This is a genomic window from Streptomyces sp. NPDC005931 (assembly GCF_042871235.1).
GTDB lineage: Bacteria > Actinomycetota > Actinomycetes > Streptomycetales > Streptomycetaceae > Streptomyces.
Map to the genome: position 1 here is coordinate 144,752 of NZ_JBIAIG010000008.1, position 17,108 is coordinate 161,859.

Genomic DNA, 17,108 nt, shown 5'->3' on the forward strand with positions numbered 1-17,108 from the left:
GGTTAAATTGGACTAGACCTGTAGAGATCCACTGCCCGTCCTCCGAAGCCGACGAATGGGGTCCCATGAGCAAGCGTGCAGTCCTGGAGGTGATCGCCCTCGACGTCGAGGACGCGCTCGCCGCCGAGGCGGGAGGCGCGGACCGCCTCGAGCTGGTCACCGACATGGCGGCCGACGGTCTCACCCCGTCGGCCGGGACCGTCGCCGGGATCCGCGAAGCCGTCGGCATTCCGCTGCGGGTGATGCTGCGGCTGGCGGACGGCTTCGCGGCGGGCGACGTGGACCGGCTGGTGGACGCGGCACGCGCGATGCGGGACGCCGGGGCCGAGGAGTTCGTGCTCGGCTTCCTGGACCGGGACGGCGGCGTGGACCTGGCCGCGGTCGAGCGGGTCGTCGGCGAGCTGGACGGCTGCCGCTGGACCTTCCACCGCGCGATCGACCGCGCCGCCGACCGGGACGCCCTGCGCACGCAGCTCGACGGGCTGCCCGGCCTCGACACCTTCCTCACCGCCGGGTCGGCGGCCGGCGTCGACGACGGCCTCGCCACCCTGCGCGACGAGGCCGGCCGGCGCGGGGAGCCCGGCTACGAGCAGCAGGTGCTGGTCGGCGGCGGCCTGCGCCTGGACCACATCCCCACGCTCCTGGCCTGCGGACTCGACGCCTTCCACATCGGCGGCGCGGCCCGCCCCGCCGGCTGGACCGGCCCGGTCTCGGCGTCGGCGGTCGCCGAGTGGCGCAGGGCGGTCGACGGGGGCTGACGCCCCGGCCGGCCGCTCCCCTCAGCCCAGCTGCTCCGGCAGCGGGGCCGTGTGCGTCACGATCAGGCCCGAGACCGCGCGGGTCAGCGCCACGTACAGGCGCCGCAGGCCCGTGCGCTCGTCCGGCTCGGCGTCGACCACCGCCCGGGGTTCGTCCAGCACCACGTAGTCGTACTCCAGCCCCTTGGCGAGCGAGGCCGGGACCAGGGTGAGGCGGGTGTCGTGCGTGGTCTCCTCGCCCGGGCCGACGAAGCCGAGCCCGGCCCTGCCGAGCTCCCCGGCCAGCTCGGGGACCCGCGCGTCCGCCGCGATCAGGCCGACCGACCCCTCGTGTCCCAGCAGCTCGCGGCAGGCGGCCACCACGTCCACCGCCGCGTCGACCCGGCGCACCGCGAAGAAGCCCGGGTTCTCGCGGATCGACACCACCGGCGTCAGACCCGGCGCGATGTGCGGGAGCAGCCGGGAGGCGTACGCGATGACGTCCGTCGGCACGCGGAAACCGGCCGTCAGCTCCTCGACCACCGCGTCCTCCTTGCCCAGGTGGCCCAGCGCCTCCTCCCAGCTCCGCGTCGCCCACGGCGTCGTGCCCTGCGCCAGGTCGCCGAGGACGGTTGCGCTGCCGGTCGTGCAGCGCCGGCCCACCGCCCGGTACTGCATGGGGGAGAGGTCCTGCGCCTCGTCGAGCACGACGTGCCCGAGGGAGGGCGTGCGCCGGATCAGGTCGGCGGCCTCGTCGATCAGCACCGCGTCCGCCGCCGACCACTTCGCCGACCTCACCGACCGGGCGGGCCTGCTCCAGAGGATCGCCTTCCGCTCCTGCTCGTCGAGCAGGCCCCGCGCGTGCTCGGCCAGGAACTCGGCGTCGCTCAGCAGCCGCAGCACCAGCTTCGCCGGGTCGACAGCCGGCCAGATCTCCTTCACGGCCGCCTTCACCGCGCCGCTGCGCGCCACCGCGTCCTGCACCCGGTCGTCCGGCGCCTCACCGGCCCGCTCCATCTGCACCAGCACGGCGTGCGCGACGCGCTGCGGCAGGGCCTCACGGGCGGCACCGTAGCGGATGTCCCGGTCGAGCAACTGGCGGACGATCTCCTCCAGTTCGTACGCCGGGACCCGCCAGCGGCGCGAACCGCGCACGACCACGACCGGCTCGGTGGGTGGCGTCACGTGCGAGAAGAGGGCCCGGCGCAGCACCTCGGCCATCCGGGCGTCGCCCTTGACGACCGCCGCCGCGGCGTCGTCCGTGCCGCGCACCTCGACGTGCGCGACCAGGTCGTCCACCGTGGCCTGGGCGACCGTCAACTCGCCCAGCGCGGGCAGCACCTGCTCGATGTAGTGCAGGAAGGACCGGTTCGGGCCCACGACCAGGGTGCCGGTGCGGGCGAGGCGCTCCCGGTGGGCGTAGAGCAGATAGGCGACCCGGTGCAGGCCGACGGCCGTCTTCCCGGTCCCCGGCCCTCCCTGCACGCACACGCTGCCCGACAGCCCGGACCGCACGATCTCGTCCTGCTCGGGCTGGATCGTGGCGACGATGTCCCGCATCGGGCCGACGCGCGGCCGCTCGATCTCCCGCTGGAGCAGCTTGCTGGTGGTGGCCGCCGCGCCCGGGTCGGAGAGGTGCTCGTCCTCGTACGCGGTGAGGTCGCCGCCGGTGTAGCCGAAGCGGCGGCGCAGCGCGACGTCCATCGGGTCCTTCCTGGACGCCCGGTAGAACGGTTGCGAGACCGGCGCACGCCAGTCGATCACCATCGGATCGCCGTGCGCGTCGTGGACGTGCCGCCGTCCGATGTAGAAGCTCTCCCCCCGCGCGCCCTCGGCCCGGTCGGCGCCGGGGGCGTGCAGATAGTCGAGCCGGCCGAAGAACAGCGGGGTCCCGCTGAGGTCGGCCAGCGCCTTGACGCGCTCCTCGATCTGGCGTTCCAGCACGGCGGCGTTGACCCAGTTCGCGGTGACGTCGCTGATGTCGAGGGACTCGACGTCCTCGCGCATGGCGCGCAGGGCGGCACGGGACGCGGCGAGATGGGCGCGCTCGCGGGACAGAGGATCGTCTGCGGGGCCGTTCAGGGGCTCGCGCACGGGCGTGGACGCGGACAAGGGGGTGCCTCCGGGGGGCCTGCTGCTGGTGGCTGCGGGATGCCGTCCGGTTTCCGTCCGGACGGCGGCACTCCGGGAGAGCGGAGGCGGGCAAGAGCGGAGATTCTAGGACGCGGGGCCGTGCGGGGGCCAACGCATTTTCCGTGCCGCCTGCTTCCGGGCTTGCCGTCGCCCCGTTCCCCGGGTCCCGCCGCGCGTTCCCCGGGGCCCGCCGCCCCGCTTCCCGGCCTCCCGTCGGGCCGTCCCCCAGGGGACGGGGGCCTCCTGGTGGGGGGTGCCGGTAGGCCCTGGGGAGGACCAACGGCCCGGGCGAACCGGGCCCTGGGACCGATGCCCGCAACGCGGCCGGAGCGTCACCATGGACACATGAGTGCAGCGACCATCCACCCAGCCCCGCCACCGGTCCGGCCGGCCGGCGCGACCCCCCTCCAAGGCCACCACCGGCACCCGGTCGGCGACGCCCTGCGCGCCGTGAGGGTGTTCCTCGGCGCCGCCTTCGACGTGATCGTCCTCGGCGAGTACGGCGAGGAAGCCGGCGTCCGCCGCAAGTGACCGCCCGAGCAAGTCACGCCCGAGCGAGTGAGCACCCGTGCGAGGGACCGCTCGTCCAAGCGATCGCCCGAGCAGGCGACCGCCCGGCCCGGCGATCGCCCGTCCAGCCGACCGCCCGCACTTGACCGCACGCCGCAACCAACGGCCCCGCCGCCGCTCGCCCCGCGCACCGGGGAGCGCACGCCCCGTGCGGCTCAGCTCTCCGCGAGCAGCTCGTCCGCGTCCACGATCCGGTACGCGTACCCCTGCTCCGCCAGGAACCGCTGGCGGTGCGCCGCGAAGTCCTGGTCGATGGTGTCCCGGGCGACCACCGAGTAGAAGTGCGCCTGGTGCCCGTCCGCCTTGGGCCGCAGCACCCTGCCGAGCCGCTGCGCCTCCTCCTGGCGTGACCCGAAGGTGCCCGAGACCTGGATGGCGACCGTCGCCTCCGGCAGGTCGATCGAGAAGTTGGCGACCTTGGACACGACCAGGACGCTGATCTCCCCCTCCCGGAACGCGTCGAACAGCTTCTCCCGCTGCGCGTTGGACGTCTCGCCCTTGATCACCGGGGCGTTCAGGTGCTCGCCCAGCTCGTCGAGCTGGTCGATGTACTGCCCGATGACGAGGATCTGCTGACCGGCGAACTTCCGGACGATCGCCTCCGTGACCTTCCGCTTGGTCGCGGTCGTCGCGCAGAAGCGGTACTTCTCCTCCGTCTCGGCCGTGGCGTACGCCAGCCGCTCCGAGTCGGTCAGATTGACCCGCACCTCCACGCAGTCGGCGGGCGCGATGTAGCCCTGCGCCTCGATCTCCTTCCACGGCGCGTCGAACCGCTTCGGCCCGATCAGCGAGAACACGTCCGACTCCCGGCCGTCCTCGCGCACCAGCGTGGCCGTCAGCCCCAGCCGCCGCCGGGCCTGGAGGTCGGCGGTGAACTTGAAGACGGGAGCGGGCAGCAGGTGCACCTCGTCGTAGAGGATCAGGCCCCAGTCCCGGGAGTCGAACAGCTCCAGGTGCGGATAGACGCCCTTCCGCCTGGTCGTCAGCACCTGGTAGGTGGCGATGGTGACGGGGCGGATCTCCTTCCTGGTGCCGCTGTACTCGCCGATCTCGTCCTCGGTCAGCGACGTCCGCCTCACCAGCTCGTGCTTCCACTGCCGGGCCGAGACGGTGTTGGTGACCAGGATCAGCGTGGTGGACTTCGCCTGCGCCATCGACCCGGCGCCGACCAGCGTCTTCCCGGCGCCGCAGGGCAGCACGACCACGCCCGACCCGCCGTGCCAGAAGTTCTCCACGGCCTGCTTCTGGTACGGCCGCAGCGCCCAGCCGTTCTCGCGCAGCTCGATGGGGTGGGCCTCGCCGTCCACGTATCCGGCGAGGTCCTCGGCGGGCCAGCCCAGCTTCAGCAGCACCTGCTTGATCTGCCCGCGCTCCGAGGGGTGCACGGCGACGGTGTCCGGGTCGATGCGCGCACCGACCAGCGGCGCGATCCGCTTGGACCGCAGCACCTCCTCCAGCACGGGCCGGTCCGTGCTGGCGAGCACGAGGCCGTGCGCCGGGTGCTTGAGCAGGCTGAGCCGCCCGTAGCGGTCCATCGTGTCGGCGATGTCCACGAGCAGCGCGTGCGGCACCGGATAGCGGCTGTACTGCACCAGCGCGTCCACGACCTGCTCGGCGTCGTGTCCCGCCGCCCGCGCGTTCCACAGCCCCAGCGGGGTCACCCGGTAGGTGTGGATGTGCTCGGGGGCCCGCTCCAGCTCGGCGAACGGCGCGATGGCACGACGGCAGTCGTCGGCCTGCTCGTGGTCGACCTCGAGGAGCAGGGTCTTGTCGGACTGGACGATGAGCGGACCATTCACGCGCGGCTGCCTTTCTGCGACGGGCTCGGCACGGGCACTGCACGGCCAAACGTCCAGTTTGCCTGATCCACCGCGTGTGGTGACCGGAGCGGGCCCGGCTGCTCGGGCGGGAAGGGCGTGAGCTTCTTCACCGGCGCCGCGGCGGCCCGCGTCGGCGAGCCCGCGCCTCCGTGCCCGCACCCAGGGCCCGTCTCCCCGAACGCGCACCCCCGCGTCCGCTGCCCCCGTGCCCGGCGCCGCCCCCTCAGGCGTCCCCGTCCGCCAGCTCCGCCGCCCCCGTGATCCGGTGCAGCGGATACGTGCGGACCTCGTCCGCGGTGTGGTCGTACGCCGTGACGAAGCCGCCCTCGACGCGGATCGGTGCGATCAGCCGCTGGCTGGCGGCGCCCTCCGCGTTGACGTAGCCGATCCACAGGGCCTCGCCGGTCAGGACGGCGGCCTGCACGGTGGCGAGGGTCTCGGCGGCCGACGTGCGCGGCAGCTCCCCGGGCCCGGACCGTTCGCCGGCGGCCGGCTTGCGCGGGGCGGTGGAGGCGAGGTCGCCGGCCCGGATGGCGCGGATCGCCGCCGTGAGCAGGGTGTCGTCGGGCACCGGCGGCCCCTCCGGAACCGGCTCGGGCGCGGTGCGCGGCGGAGTCCGGTGGGCGTCGGCACGGGCGATCACGACGTCGCCCTCGGCGGACTCGGCGGCCGGTGCGAAGCCCATCGCCCGCAGCCCCTCCAGCAGGGCGGCCGGTGCGACCTGCGCCGCCAGCACGGTCGGCGCGAGCCGGCGCAGCCCGAGACCGCCCGCCCGCCGGTCGGCGAGGATCTCGCCCAGCACCGCCTCGTCGTCGCAGCGCACGTACGCCGAGGCGCCGCCCACCCGCAGGTGCCCGTGCCTGCGGGCCACGTCGTCGATCAGGTACGCCAGCGGCTGCGGTACCGGCGTGCGGGAGTGCGCGGCGAGGAAGGCGTGCAGGTCGGCGGCGGTCCGCCCGGCGTCCAGGGCACGGCGTACGGAGCCCGGCGTGAACCGGTACACGGTCGCCCCGCCCTTGGACTCCACGTCGGCCAGCACGTCCAGCGTGTCGGCGAGCGGGCGTCGCAGGGGCCCCGGCGCCACCGCCGTCAGGTCGGCCTGGAGCAGCACGTGGTCCACCGGCTCGGGCAGCAGCGGGGCGAGCAGCCGCGCGGCGACGCCGGCGGCCGTGGCCTGCTCGGCGGGGGAGAGGGGGGCCGGGGGCGGCACACGGCGGTGGTGCACGGGGAGCTTGTCGCCGGGTCCCTCCGGAACCGCCTCCGGGACCTTCGGCGCCGGCGCCCCGATCAGGGCGCGCCCGTGCGTGGACAGGGCACCGCGTCCGGTGACGCCCAGCATCTCCGCCTCGGTGAGCGTCCACCGGGCGAGGCGCGAGCGCAGGTCGTCGCCGTCGCCCTCGCCCGGGCTGCCGCCCCGGGCAGCGTCCGCCGCGGCACCCCGCCCCGCGCGCAACGGCCGCTCCCACCGCAACCGGGCCGGCACCGACTCCGCGACCGGCGCGGCGCCCTCCGGCAGACCCGCCAGCAGGGCCAGCACCCGGTGCCGCACCTCGGGCGCGGCCGAGCGGTCCAGGCCCGGACCCAGCGCCGACAGGACGCGGTCCTTCGCGTCCCGCCCGCCGACCAGCCCCGGCGTCCGGGTCACCACGAGCCACGCCGTGACCAGCGACGCCCAGCGCTCGGCGGCGGGCCGCTCCCGCCACTCGTCGTAGGCCGGGGTCGCCGCGTACCGCTCGTCGGCCTCGCCGTCGGAGGCCAGCAGCCCGGCGGCGTAGGCCAGTTCGACCCAGAACGCGGCGACGGGCTCGGGCACGTCCAGGGCGACGGCCGTCCGCTTCAGGTCCCGCACGCTCAGCCCGCCGGCCCGCAGCACCTGCGGACCGCCCTCGTGCCAGTCCTTCAGCAGTTCCTCGACGGTCGCCAGCGCCGTGAACGCCTGCCCGGCCGCCGTCGCGTCCACCACCTGCGGACGGTGCGCGGCGGCGACCTCCACGGGCGGCGGCAGCGGCTCCGGCGTACGGTGCGCCCGCCCGCCCCGCAGATGCAGGGCGACCTCGCGCGGCAGGACGACCGTGCCCGGCGCGGTAGGCAGCAGCAGCCCCCGGTCCAGCAGCCAGCGCAGCCGGGGCGCCGGGTCGGCGGTGACCTGGCCGTAGGGCGGCCCCCACACCAGCCGCTCCAGCACCTCCCGGGACTCCTCGGGGGCCTGCGCGAGCAGCGCGGCCATCCGCTTCCGGTCGGTGAACAGGGCGGTCAGGGACGTCACGGCGGAGACCGGGTCGTGCGTGGACGGCAGCCCCGCGGCCGTCACGATCTCCTGGATCCGGCCCGGCGACATCCCGGCCGTGGCCTCCCGCACGGTCGGCCCGAGACCGGTCGGCGACGGGTGCTGCGGGGACGGCGAGAGGAGCTCGCGGGCCGTGCGGACCAGCCGCAGCCGGTCGTCGTCGCCCCACACCAGCGCCTGCTCGCGCAGGGTGCCGAGCGCGTGCGGAAGCGCTGCGCCGACCGCCGGGTCGCCCGCGTCGCCGGCCAGCAGCCCGAGCAGTTCCCCGAACGTCGCCGGGTCGCCCGCCACCGCCAGCGCCTGAGCCGTCTGCAGGGTGAAGCGGTCCAGCCGCTCCAGCGCCCGGACCACCGAGGCACGGGTCCCGGCCCGGGTGGCGAGCTGGGTGAGATCGGTGGGCACGGGCGTGATGAGATCGGGCCGGCTGCGCAGCAGCACGGCCAGGGAGACGTCGTCCCGGGCCCGGAGCGCCTCAGCGAGGGATCGGGGTGCCGCGGGCTTCTCCTCGGTGCTCATCCGCCTCACGTTAGCGGGTGGCTACGCCGGTGGGGTGGTCCGCGGTTGGGCCGGCCGCCGGGACTCGCGGTACCGTCGTGCGTCGGGGTGTCCCAACGCATCCGCCCCGGAGGGGACTTCGTGGGTATCGAGAGTGACCGGGTCGTCTACGAGTATCTGAGCCGCGTCGGGGACGTGGCCCAGCAGCGGCAGCTCCCGTCGGCCGCCCGCATGCGTCTGGTCGCTCAGCTGCGGGACGAGATCGACCGGCGCCGCGCGAAGGCGGTCGTGGACTCGCCCGCCGCGGTGCGCCGCATCATCTCCCGCCTCGGCACCCCGTACGAGGTCGTCGACGCGGCCACGGACGAGCACCCCCAGGCGGGCGCCACCCGGCCGGCGCCGGCCGCCGCCGTCCCCGTCCAGCGCGACCGCGAGCCGCAGCGGGGTGACGACGCGTCCGGGGAGCGCCCGAAGGGCGTCCTGCGCCGCGTGGTGCCCCGCCCCCGCCCGGCCCGCCCCGCCGGGGAGCCGGGCGCCGCGCCCGCCGACGTCCCGTCCCCGCCGCACCGCGCCGGCACCGACGAACTCGGCGACAGCGCGAGCCAGCCCGACTGGTGGCGGGTGGACAGCAGCCCCTTCGGCGTCGGCGACGAGGTGCCCGGCTTCGTGGGCGGCGTGGAGATCCCGGAACTGCTGAAGCCGCCGCCGAAGCAGGAGCCCGGTGGCGAGGGCAAGGACACCGGGAAGGACACCGGGCGGGACGCGGCGGGGGGCGGCGCCGAAGGGGCCGTTGCGGGCCCCCGTAGGGGCTTCCGCAGGAGCCTGCCCTGGACGCGCGGCACGGGGGGCGGGCCGGCCGCCGCCGCGGCCGATCCGGCGCCGGCCGCCGCCCCCGCCCGCCGGCGCCTGTGGCCCGCGGGCGGCTGGAGCAACCCCCTGCTGCTGATCGCCGCCGCCCTGCTGGTCGCGGGTGCGGTGCTCGGCACCCTGCTGCCGCTGGCCCTCGGCTGGCTCCTCGCCCACCTGTCCCGCCGCCTCACCCCGGCCCAGGCCAAGTGGGCGGTCCTGGGCCTCCCGGGACTGGCCGCCACGGCCGGTGTCGTCTGGCTGTGGGGCCGTACCGAGGGCCGCTGGGGCGACCCGATCACCGAGGGCCACATGAACGACGCGGTCGCCGAAACCTGGCCCTGGGTCCTGCGCACCGCTGCGCTGGCCTCCGCCCTGTACCTGACCTGGCGGGCCCGCCGCCCCCACGCCTAGCCCCGACGCCGACGGTCCGTCGAACCGACGGAGCACACGGCACATCGGGGCCGGCGGCCCCGCCCGGCCGCCCCACGGGCGTCCCGGCCGCCCCCGGCACAATGGCGACCATGGCCTCCACGACCCGTACCGCACCGACCGTCGGATTCGATCTCGACATGACGCTGATCGACTCCCGGCCCGGTATCCGGGCCTGCTACCTGGCGCTGGCCGAGCGGACCGGGACGTTCGTGGACGCCGATCTCGCGGTCACCCGGCTCGGGCCGCCGCTGGTGGACGAGCTGGGCCACTGGTTCCCGGCCGAGCGGGTCGAGGAGGTGGCGGACCTGTACCGGGCGATGTACCCGGCCTTCGCGATCACCGCCACGCCCGCGCTGCCCGGCGCCCGCGAGGCGATCGCGGCCGTGCGGGAGGCCGGCGGGCGGGCCGTCGTCGTCACGGCCAAGTACGAGCCCAACGCCAAGCTGCACCTCGCCCACCTCGGCATCGAACCGGACGCCGTGATCGGCGACCTGTGGGCCGAGCGGAAGGCGCTCGCGCTGCGCGAGCACGGCGCGGACGTGTACGTCGGCGACCACGTGGGCGACGTGCGCGGCGCGCGGGCCGCCGGCGCGCTCTCGGTCGCCGTGGCCACCGGGCCGTGCGACGCCGGGGAACTGAGTGCGGCCGGTGCGGATGTCGTCCTCGCCGGTATCACGGAATTCCCGGCGTGGTTTTCGGGCTACCGCCCGGCCCGCGCCTGACGGCGTCCGGCGGCGACCGACCGCAGCACTCCCGCACCGGCCATCAGGAATCCGACCGCCATGAGCATGCTCAATCCGAACATGTACGTGGGAAAGGGCGTCGTTCCGAGGAACAGCGGGGCCACCGTGACCAGTGTGGCCACGGCACCGATGAAGAAGACGACGGCGCCGGTACGGACCAGACGGTCACCGGGCGCGGCGGAATTCGCTTGGGTTTTGTCACGCACCGGACCAGGGTAGTTCCTGGCGCGAAAGGAACAACCGGGTGACGTCTTGTCACCGGCCTGAAGACCATTAGCCTTGGTACCGGCGGGTCACGACGGCCCGCCCGAGTGCTATCAAGAGCCGTTTCAGAAGCAGTTTTCCGACGAGTACGAGGACGAGGACAGACGGTGCCCACCGGCAAGGTCAAGTGGTTCAACAGTGAGAAGGGCTTCGGCTTTCTCTCCCGCGACGACGGCGGTGACGTCTTCGTCCATTCCTCGGTCCTCCCCGCCGGAGTCGAGACGCTCAAGCCGGGCCAGCGCGTGGAGTTCGGCGTGGTCGCCGGGCAGCGCGGTGACCAGGCGCTCTCCCTGACCCTCCTGGACCCGACCCCGTCGGTGGCCGCGGCCCAGCGCAAGAAGCCGGACGAACTCGCCTCCATCGTGCAGGACCTGACGACCCTGCTGGAGAACATCACGCCGTCGCTGGAGAAGGGCCGCTACCCCGACCGCGCCTCCGGCAAGAAGATCGCCGGCCTGCTGCGGGCGGTCGCCGACCAGCTCGACGTCTAGGTGTGCTGTCCCGGGACGTTGGTGACAGGCGGGCTGGTGCTCGGGCCGTCCGGCTCAGGGGAACCGCAGCGCGTCCGGGCCGAGGGGCGGCACCAGCCCCTCGGCCGCCGCGCGCGTCAGCAGGCCCCGCACCGCCGCGTAGCCGTCCTCGCCGAGGTCCGCGGTGAACTCGTTGACGTACAGCCCGATGTGCTGGTCGGCGACGGCCGGGTCCATCTCCTGGGCGTGCTCCAGGACGTACGGGCGGCTCACCCGGGGGTCGTCCCAGGCGGCCCGTACGGACGTGCGGATCGACTCGGCCAGCAGCGTCAGTGTCTGTGCGCCCAGTGACCGCTTCGCGATGATCGCGCCCAGCGGGATCGGCAGCCCGGTGGTGCTCTCCCAGTGCTCGCCCATGTCGGCGAGACGGTGCAGCCCATAGTTCCGGTACGTGAAGCGCGCCTCGTGGATCACCAGGCCCGCGTCGACCTTCCCGTCCCGCACGGCCGGCATGATCTCGTGGAACGGCAGGACGACGATCTCCCCGACGCCGCCGGGCACCACGTCCGCCGCCCACAGCCGGAACAGCAGATACGCCGTCGACCGCTCGCTCGGCACCGCCACCGTGCGCCCCGTCAGGTCGACGCCCTCCTCCCGCGTCAGCACCAGCGGCCCGCAGCCCCGCCCCAGCGCGCCCCCGCAGGGCAGCAGGGCGTAGTCGTCGAGGACGTACGGCAGCACCGCGTACGACACCTTCAGCACGTCGTGCTCGCCGCGCTCGGCCATGCCGTTGGTGACGTCGATGTCGGCGAAGGTCACGTCGAGCGCGGGGGCGCCGGGGACGCGGCCGTGGGCCAGGGCGTCGAAGACGAAGGTGTCGTTCGGGCAGGGGGAGTAGGCGATACGCAGCGGTTCGACTGTCATGCCGGGTTCCAACTCTGCAGGACGGGTGAGAGCTTCCCGAAGCCCTCGGTGAGGGCCGTCAGGGCGTCGCCGATGCGCCAGGCGGCCCGGTCGCGCGGGCCGACGGGGTTCGACACCGCCCGCAGCTCCAGCGCGGGCACCCCGTGCGTGGCGGCGGCCTCGGCGACCCCGAAGCCCTCCATGGCCTCGGCGAGGGCGCGGGGGTGGCGGGAGCGGAGCCGTGCGGCGCCGGCGGCGGTCCCGGTCACCGTCGACACGGTGAGCACGGTGCCGGCCCGCGCGCCGGTCGCGGCGGCCGCCTCCCGGACCAGTCCGGCGGGCGGCCGGTGGGTGACGGTGCCGAAGCCGAGCTCGGTGACCGGCAGGAACCCGCCGTCCGTCTCGGCGCCCAGGTCGGCCGCGGTGATCTCGTCGGCGACGACGAGGGAGGCGACGGGGGCGTCCGGCGGGAAGCCGCCGGCGATCCCGGCACAGACGACGAGGCCGTAGGGGCGGCCGGCCAGCGCGGCGGCGGTGAGCGCGGTGGCCGTGGAGGCGGCGGCGCGCGCCGGTCCGACCCCGGCGGCCAGCAGATCGGGCCCGCCGGGGACCTCGTGCAGGGTCGCCCCGGGCAGGGGCACCTCACGCAGGGGCCCCGGGAACGCCCCGGCCACCGCGTCCCGTTCGACGGGGACGGCGGTGGCCACGAGCACGCGGAGGGACGACGTGATCAGGAGTCCTTCTTCAGCCGGAAGGACCACAGGCCCGTGGCGTCCTTCTCGCCCTCCTTGATCGACACCAGGGTGGAGTCGCCCTGGGCGCCGTACTGGGCGTTGAAGAACACGCTGCCCGGGATGGTGCGGTAGGTCTTCGTGCTGGAGTCGGTGAGCGGCTGGCCGTTCATCAGGATCGTCCAGCCCTCGTCCGCGATCTCGGGGTCCACCCCGAAGCGCACGGTCTCGTCCGGGTCGACCGTGATCTCGTCGATGCCCTTGTCCTTCAGGCACTTGTTCACGTCGGCGGACTTCAGGGCCTCGCCCTCGCCGCCGCAGGTGGCCTCGGAGCTCACCGAGGAGCTGCCCACGGTGATCGTGGACATCGCCGTCGGCTTGTCGCAGGCAGACAGGACGAGCAGTCCGGCGGATACGGCGCCGGCGGCGGCGACGGCGCGGCGGCGTCGCACAGCGGATTGCAACGTGGTCATGACCGAAGGCTATCGGGCACGCCCGGAGCTCCTCCCACGTGGGGGTGCGGCGTGGCCGGAGCGTTACGCCACGGGTGGCCGTGGGCCCGCCGCGCCGGGGCGACGCGGCCCGGGACTGCACGGTGCCGCGGACCCCCGGCGGCGTTACGCCACTCGGGCCCGCGCGCTGCCGCGGCGGGCCGAGCCGAGGAGGCCGCGCACCGTGAGCAGCCAGCCCGTGCCGACGATCCCGGCGCCCACGGCCAGGCCCAGCGTGCCGATCAGCGGCATGGCGATGCCGATCGCGCCGCCCAGCACCCACGACACCTGCAGCAGCGTCTCGGACCGGGCGAACGCCGAGGTCCGGACCAGTTCCGGCACGTCCCGCTGGATCAGCGCGTCCAGGGACAGCTTGGCCAGCGCCTGCGCGAAGCCGGCGACGGCGGCCAGGCAGGCCACCAGGAGGGCGCCGAAGAACACCGCGGCCGTGATCGCCGCACCCAGGACGCACGCCACCACCGTCACGATGATGATCTCCGGGGCCCGGGACCGGAGCCAGGCCCCGACCGCGGTGCCGAGCGCGTTGCCCGCGCCCGCCGCCACGCCCACTATGCCCAGGGACACCGCGGCGCTCTGGCCGGTCATCGGGTGCTCGCGCAGCAGGAACGCCAGGAAGAAGATCAGGAAGCCGGTCAGGCAGCGGATCGCGGCGTTGGCCCCGAGCGCGTGGGTGACGGCCGGGCCGACCGTGCGCAGCCCGGGGCGCTTGACCGGCTTGAGGTGCGGGCCGTGCAGGTGCCGTTCGTCCGCCGCGAGCAGGGCGGTGTCCTCGCCCTTGGCGGAGTCCACCTTCGGCGGCAGCGTGAAGGACAGCACCGTGCCCGCGATGAAGATCACAAATGCCCCGTACAACGGCCAGCGTGGTCCGATCTGCTGGAGCCCCGCGCCGATCGGCGCCGCGATCCCGGTGGCCAGCAGCCCGCCGAGGGTGACCCGTGAGTTGGCCTTCACCAGGGAGAAGGCGGGTGGCAGCAGCCGGGGCACGACCGCGCTTCTGACCACGCCGTACGCCTTGGAGGCGACCAGCACGCCGAGCGCGGCCGGGTACAGCTCGATGCCGCCGGTGATCACGGCGCCGGACAGGACCAGGGCGAGCAACGCGCGGGCGAGCATCGCGCCGGCCATCGCGGCGCGGCGGCCGTGCGGGAGGCGGTCGAGCAGCGGGCCGACCACCGGGGCGAGGACGGTGAACGGCGCCATGGTGATCGCCAGGTACAGCGCGACCCGGCCCCGGGCCTCGTCGGTCGGCACGGAGAAGAAGACGGTGGAGGCGAGCGCGACGGTGATCATGACGTCGCCGGCGCCGTTCACCCCGTGCAGCTCGATCAGCTTGCCCAGCCCCGACTCCCCGGCGCCGTGCGCGTGCGTCGCTCTGCGGATGCCGCGGGCGGTCCCGGTCACCGGGAAGTGCAGTGCCCGGCCGAACGCGCGGAGACGGCCGCCCGCCCGGCCCGTCCCGAAGCGTCGGCCGCTCCCCTTGACCCCTTTCGACCCACCGGTCCCGGTGGCGCCCTGGGGTGTCCTCGCGGTAGCCACGACGTCATAGTGCCCCGAGTTGGCGGTGCGTAGTGCCGTAACGGCGTGGACGGGGCCAGGGGTGCGGCTGTCCGGCCGAACGGCGGGGTGCGCCGGCCGCCGCGCCGGGACGCCCGCCCGGCGGCGGCGGGAACACGCCCCGCGGGCCTCCTGTCGGGAGCCCCGCATCCGGCCCGGGGACCGGCGCGCGGCGGTGAGAACAACCGTCGGTGTAGGCCCAGCGCACGCGAGAAGGTAGCGTGCGTATCTCAGCCATCCCGCAGAATGGATGGAGGCGCGCCCGAGCACGTTTCGGCGCGGACGTCGACGCGGTCCCCCGGTCCGCTCCGTCCGCCCCCGCGCTGGGAGTGGCGCACTCGTGAGACGGCGTAGGAGAGAAGCGATACCTGTGAGCGCAGCGACAACGCGAAGCCGCACCCCCGACCGCCTGTGCGCCGAGGCCGTCGACCTCGCCCGCGCCGCAGCCGAGGAGGCCGCCGCGCCCGGGGTCGTCGGGGAGCACGCGGGACTGGTCGCCGAGGGCGACCGCGTCGTCACGCACTTCTTCGAGTGCAAGGAGCTCGGGTACCGCGGCTGGCGCTGGGCCGTCACCGTCGCCCGCGCCTCCCGCGCCAAGATCGTCACCGTGGACGAGGCGGTGCTGCTGCCCGGCCCCGACGCCGTGCTGGCCCCCGAGTGGGTGCCGTGGAGCGAGCGACTGCGCCCCGGCGACATGGGCCCCGGGGACCTGCTGCCCACCGACGCAGAGGACCTGCGCCTGGAGCCCGGTTACTCCGGTGAGGAGCAGCCGCCGCCGAACTCGGCGGTCTCCGGGGAGATGGCCGAGCTGGTGGAGGCCGAGGACGCGGAGGTCACCGAGGGCACCCCGGCGCACCTCGCCGTCGCCCCCTCGCGCGGCTCCATCGCGGCCGTCGCCGAGGAACTGGGCATGCGCCGCGCCCGCGTCCTGTCCCGCTACGGCCTGCACACCGCGGCCGACCGCTGGGAGGAGGCGTACGGCGCGAAGACGCCCATGGCCCAGGCGGCGCCCGCCTCCTGCGTCAGCTGTGGCTTCCTCGTCCCCATCGGCGGCTCCCTCGGCCAGGCCTTCGGCGTGTGCGCGAACGAGTTCTCCCCGGCCGACGGGCGCGTGGTGTCCCTGGCGTACGGCTGCGGTGGCCACTCGGAGGCCGCGGTCATGCCCAAGCCGCCGCAGCCCGCCCCGCCGGTCATCGACGAGACCCGCGTCGACCCCTTCCCCCTGCGCCCGTCCGCGGACTCCGGCTCGGTCCCGGCGGCGGAGGACGCGTCGTCGGCGGATCTGGGGCACTCCTAGGGTCACAGCGGCGGCCGTGCCGCTCGCGCGGACGGACGCGATCGGAGCGCCGGACGATCCGGACCCTGCCGGGACCGGGCGAGGACCCGGCTACGGACCGGTGACGGCGACTGAGGAACTGCCACGCCACGGACGGGGGCACGCCTCACGCGCGGTCCGTCGCTTCCTCGTAGGACGCCCCGGGTCGACGACGGCGAGGGCGGCCCGCAGGGCGTCGGGGGTCTGCTCGGGGAGGGGAATCAGCTCGTGTCCGTGGTCGGCCTGCGTGCTCATGGAGTCCTCCCGGGAGTGCACTGGCCAGCGTAGTGGTCCGGGACGGTTGGGGTACCGGGGCGCGAACATCGCCGTACGTTTCTCCTGTTCAGAGGGTGGATGAGAGGACGCGGTCAGGTAATGCCCCGCTTGCCGCCGTGCGGCAGTCGCGGCAGCGGGCTCCGGGCTCGGGTGAGCGGAAGGCCCGGTCGCAGCCGTCGCAGTTGCGCAGCTCGTATCGGGCAGGGGGAGGCGCGGCCGGGGCGCGGAACGGAGGCGGGGGCAGGAGGTGCGCCGTGATGCGGTGTGCCAGGAGCGCTGCGGGGCGGCGTACGCCCTCGGGCGGGAGGTCGGCGGTCAGGGCATGGCGTACGGCGGCCGGGGCGGCCTCGCGTTCGAGCCAGGCGGCGACGCCGGGAGCGAGGTGGGCCGTGTCGCACGCGCTGAGCAGCAGGCGGGGTTCGTGCCGGTGCAGACCGGCGAGCAGCTCGGTGGCCTGCCGGAGGAGGGCGGGGGCGGGATGGGCGGGGCGCGGCACGGGTGGCAGGGGGTGCTTCTTGCGGGGCGCCGGGGGCTTCGGACTCCGGGACGGGGCCGGATCGGGCGCCGGGGCCGTGGCGGGTACCGGCTCGGGGTGGTGGGCGGTCCTGCGCGCCTGCGGCTGGTTGCAGGAGACCGTGCGGGTGACGATGCGGCCGGCGGGGGTGCGGTGGCGTTCGCGGCGCAGGTAGCCGTGGGCCTCCAGTTCGCGCAGGGCGGCGGCGATACGGGTCGGCCCCTCGGGGAAGCGGGCGGCGAGGGACTTGATGTCGGCCGGGGTGCCCCCGGGGAGGGACTGGATGTGGCAGGCCAGTCCGATCGCCAGGAGGGACAGCTCCCGGTGCTGGGTGAGGTGGTTGCCGATCACCGTGAAGCGGGTGGTGTGGCGGGTGTTCTCATGGATCACGCCGCCGGCATGACGCGAACGGGTCGGATTGCGGCGCGCGGCTGACTGGGCGCGCGGGGGCGCGCTAGGGTTTTCGGTATCCATCGGGAAGGGGCTTGTCTTCCTTGGTGGTC

At 75.0% G+C, this 17,108-nt stretch carries 16 protein-coding genes; 6 read left to right on the top strand and 10 right to left on the bottom strand.

From position 1 onward, the window contains the following. Positions 1-65 precede the first annotated feature (65 nt). Complete coding sequence (locus tag ACFYOV_RS20195) at positions 66-758, top strand: copper homeostasis protein CutC (RefSeq protein WP_389089437.1); 693 nt, start codon at positions 66-68, stop codon at positions 756-758. A gap of 21 nt (positions 759-779) precedes the next feature. On the opposite strand, the gene ACFYOV_RS20200 is transcribed toward ACFYOV_RS20195, so the two are convergent. Next, positions 780-2,849: a HelD family protein gene (locus ACFYOV_RS20200; RefSeq protein ID WP_389089439.1), complete on the bottom strand. Its 2,070-nt coding sequence runs from the start codon at positions 2,847-2,849 to the stop codon at positions 780-782. A 366-nt stretch (positions 2,850-3,215) separates the two neighbouring features. Between ACFYOV_RS20200 and ACFYOV_RS20205 the strand changes: the two genes are divergently transcribed. Further along, positions 3,216-3,401, top strand: a complete 186-nt coding sequence (locus ACFYOV_RS20205) for a hypothetical protein (RefSeq protein ID WP_389089440.1) — start codon at positions 3,216-3,218, stop codon at positions 3,399-3,401. 194 nt (positions 3,402-3,595) lie between these two features. On the opposite strand, the gene ACFYOV_RS20210 is transcribed toward ACFYOV_RS20205, so the two are convergent. Together ACFYOV_RS20210 and ACFYOV_RS20215 are read right to left on the bottom strand one after the other, a co-directional pair. Then, complete coding sequence (locus tag ACFYOV_RS20210) at positions 3,596-5,239, bottom strand: DNA repair helicase XPB (RefSeq protein WP_389089442.1); 1,644 nt, start codon at positions 5,237-5,239, stop codon at positions 3,596-3,598. A 244-nt stretch (positions 5,240-5,483) separates the two neighbouring features. Further along, positions 5,484-8,063, bottom strand: a complete 2,580-nt coding sequence (locus ACFYOV_RS20215; RefSeq protein ID WP_389089443.1) for a helicase-associated domain-containing protein — start codon at positions 8,061-8,063, stop codon at positions 5,484-5,486. A gap of 120 nt (positions 8,064-8,183) precedes the next feature. Between ACFYOV_RS20215 and ACFYOV_RS20220 the strand changes: the two genes are divergently transcribed. Beyond that, the gene (locus ACFYOV_RS20220) at positions 8,184-9,302 is read left to right on the top strand and encodes a hypothetical protein (protein ID WP_389089445.1); all 1,119 of its coding nucleotides are present in this window, start codon (positions 8,184-8,186) and stop codon (positions 9,300-9,302) included. 110 nt (positions 9,303-9,412) lie between these two features. Further along, positions 9,413-10,045, top strand: coding sequence for an HAD family hydrolase (locus ACFYOV_RS20225; RefSeq protein WP_389089446.1), 633 nt, complete (start codon positions 9,413-9,415; stop codon positions 10,043-10,045). Here the strand turns inward: ACFYOV_RS20225 and ACFYOV_RS20230 are convergent. Then, on the bottom strand, positions 10,024-10,272 hold the full coding sequence (locus ACFYOV_RS20230; protein ID WP_389089448.1) for a hypothetical protein: 249 nt from the start codon (positions 10,270-10,272) through the stop codon (positions 10,024-10,026). The genes ACFYOV_RS20225 and ACFYOV_RS20230 overlap by 22 nt on opposite strands. Positions 10,273-10,437: 165 nt before the next feature. On the opposite strand from ACFYOV_RS20230, the gene ACFYOV_RS20235 reads away from it, so the two are divergent. Next, positions 10,438-10,821: a cold-shock protein gene (locus ACFYOV_RS20235; protein ID WP_389089449.1), complete on the top strand. Its 384-nt coding sequence runs from the start codon at positions 10,438-10,440 to the stop codon at positions 10,819-10,821. A gap of 54 nt (positions 10,822-10,875) precedes the next feature. Here the strand turns inward: ACFYOV_RS20235 and ACFYOV_RS20240 are convergent, their stop codons facing one another. The 4 genes from ACFYOV_RS20240 to ACFYOV_RS20255 form a co-directional block, all read right to left on the bottom strand. Further along, positions 10,876-11,724, bottom strand: coding sequence for a 1,4-dihydroxy-6-naphthoate synthase (locus tag ACFYOV_RS20240; protein ID WP_389089451.1), 849 nt, complete (start codon positions 11,722-11,724; stop codon positions 10,876-10,878). After that, positions 11,721-12,464 (bottom strand): futalosine hydrolase, encoded by a 744-nt coding sequence (locus ACFYOV_RS20245; RefSeq protein WP_389089452.1) that lies wholly within the window; start codon positions 12,462-12,464, stop codon positions 11,721-11,723. The genes ACFYOV_RS20240 and ACFYOV_RS20245 overlap by 4 nt, the downstream gene beginning before the upstream one ends. Further along, entirely contained in the window at positions 12,434-12,886 is a 453-nt protein-coding gene (locus tag ACFYOV_RS20250) for a DUF2771 domain-containing protein (protein ID WP_389089661.1), read from the bottom strand. The genes ACFYOV_RS20245 and ACFYOV_RS20250 overlap by 31 nt, the downstream gene beginning before the upstream one ends. Before the next feature lie 165 nt (positions 12,887-13,051). Continuing rightward, the gene (locus ACFYOV_RS20255; RefSeq protein ID WP_389089453.1) at positions 13,052-14,482 is read right to left on the bottom strand and encodes an MFS transporter; all 1,431 of its coding nucleotides are present in this window, start codon (positions 14,480-14,482) and stop codon (positions 13,052-13,054) included. 388 nt (positions 14,483-14,870) lie between these two features. Here ACFYOV_RS20255 and ACFYOV_RS20260 point away from each other — a divergent pair, with 388 nt between their 5' ends. Next, a complete protein-coding gene (locus ACFYOV_RS20260) occupies positions 14,871-15,797 on the top strand; it encodes a DUF3027 domain-containing protein (RefSeq protein WP_389089455.1) in 927 nt (308 codons plus the stop codon). A gap of 90 nt (positions 15,798-15,887) precedes the next feature. Here ACFYOV_RS20260 and ACFYOV_RS20265 read toward each other — a convergent pair whose 3' ends face one another. Both ACFYOV_RS20265 and ACFYOV_RS20270 read right to left on the bottom strand, forming a co-directional pair. Continuing rightward, a complete protein-coding gene (locus ACFYOV_RS20265; RefSeq protein ID WP_389089456.1) occupies positions 15,888-16,070 on the bottom strand; it encodes a hypothetical protein in 183 nt (60 codons plus the stop codon). Between the two features lie 88 nt (positions 16,071-16,158). Further along, on the bottom strand, positions 16,159-17,079 hold the full coding sequence (locus ACFYOV_RS20270) for a helix-turn-helix domain-containing protein (RefSeq protein ID WP_389089458.1): 921 nt from the start codon (positions 17,077-17,079) through the stop codon (positions 16,159-16,161). Between the last annotated feature and the right edge of the window lie 29 nt (positions 17,080-17,108).

Bases quoted from the DNA above. Each gene is read 5' to 3' on its own strand.
- ACFYOV_RS20195 (WP_389089437.1), top strand. From the start codon at position 66: ATGAGCAAGCGTGCAGTCCTGGAGGTGATCGCCCTCGACGTCGAGGAC.
- ACFYOV_RS20205 (WP_389089440.1), top strand. From the start codon at position 3,216: ATGAGTGCAGCGACCATCCACCCAGCCCCGCCACCGGTCCGGCCGGCC.
- ACFYOV_RS20215 (WP_389089443.1), bottom strand. From the start codon at position 8,063: ATGAGCACCGAGGAGAAGCCCGCGGCACCCCGATCCCTCGCTGAGGCG.
- ACFYOV_RS20225 (WP_389089446.1), top strand. From the start codon at position 9,413: ATGGCCTCCACGACCCGTACCGCACCGACCGTCGGATTCGATCTCGAC.
- ACFYOV_RS20240 (WP_389089451.1), bottom strand. From the start codon at position 11,724: ATGACAGTCGAACCGCTGCGTATCGCCTACTCCCCCTGCCCGAACGAC.
- ACFYOV_RS20265 (WP_389089456.1), bottom strand. From the start codon at position 16,070: ATGAGCACGCAGGCCGACCACGGACACGAGCTGATTCCCCTCCCCGAG.
- ACFYOV_RS20270 (WP_389089458.1), bottom strand. From the start codon at position 17,079: ATGGATACCGAAAACCCTAGCGCGCCCCCGCGCGCCCAGTCAGCCGCG.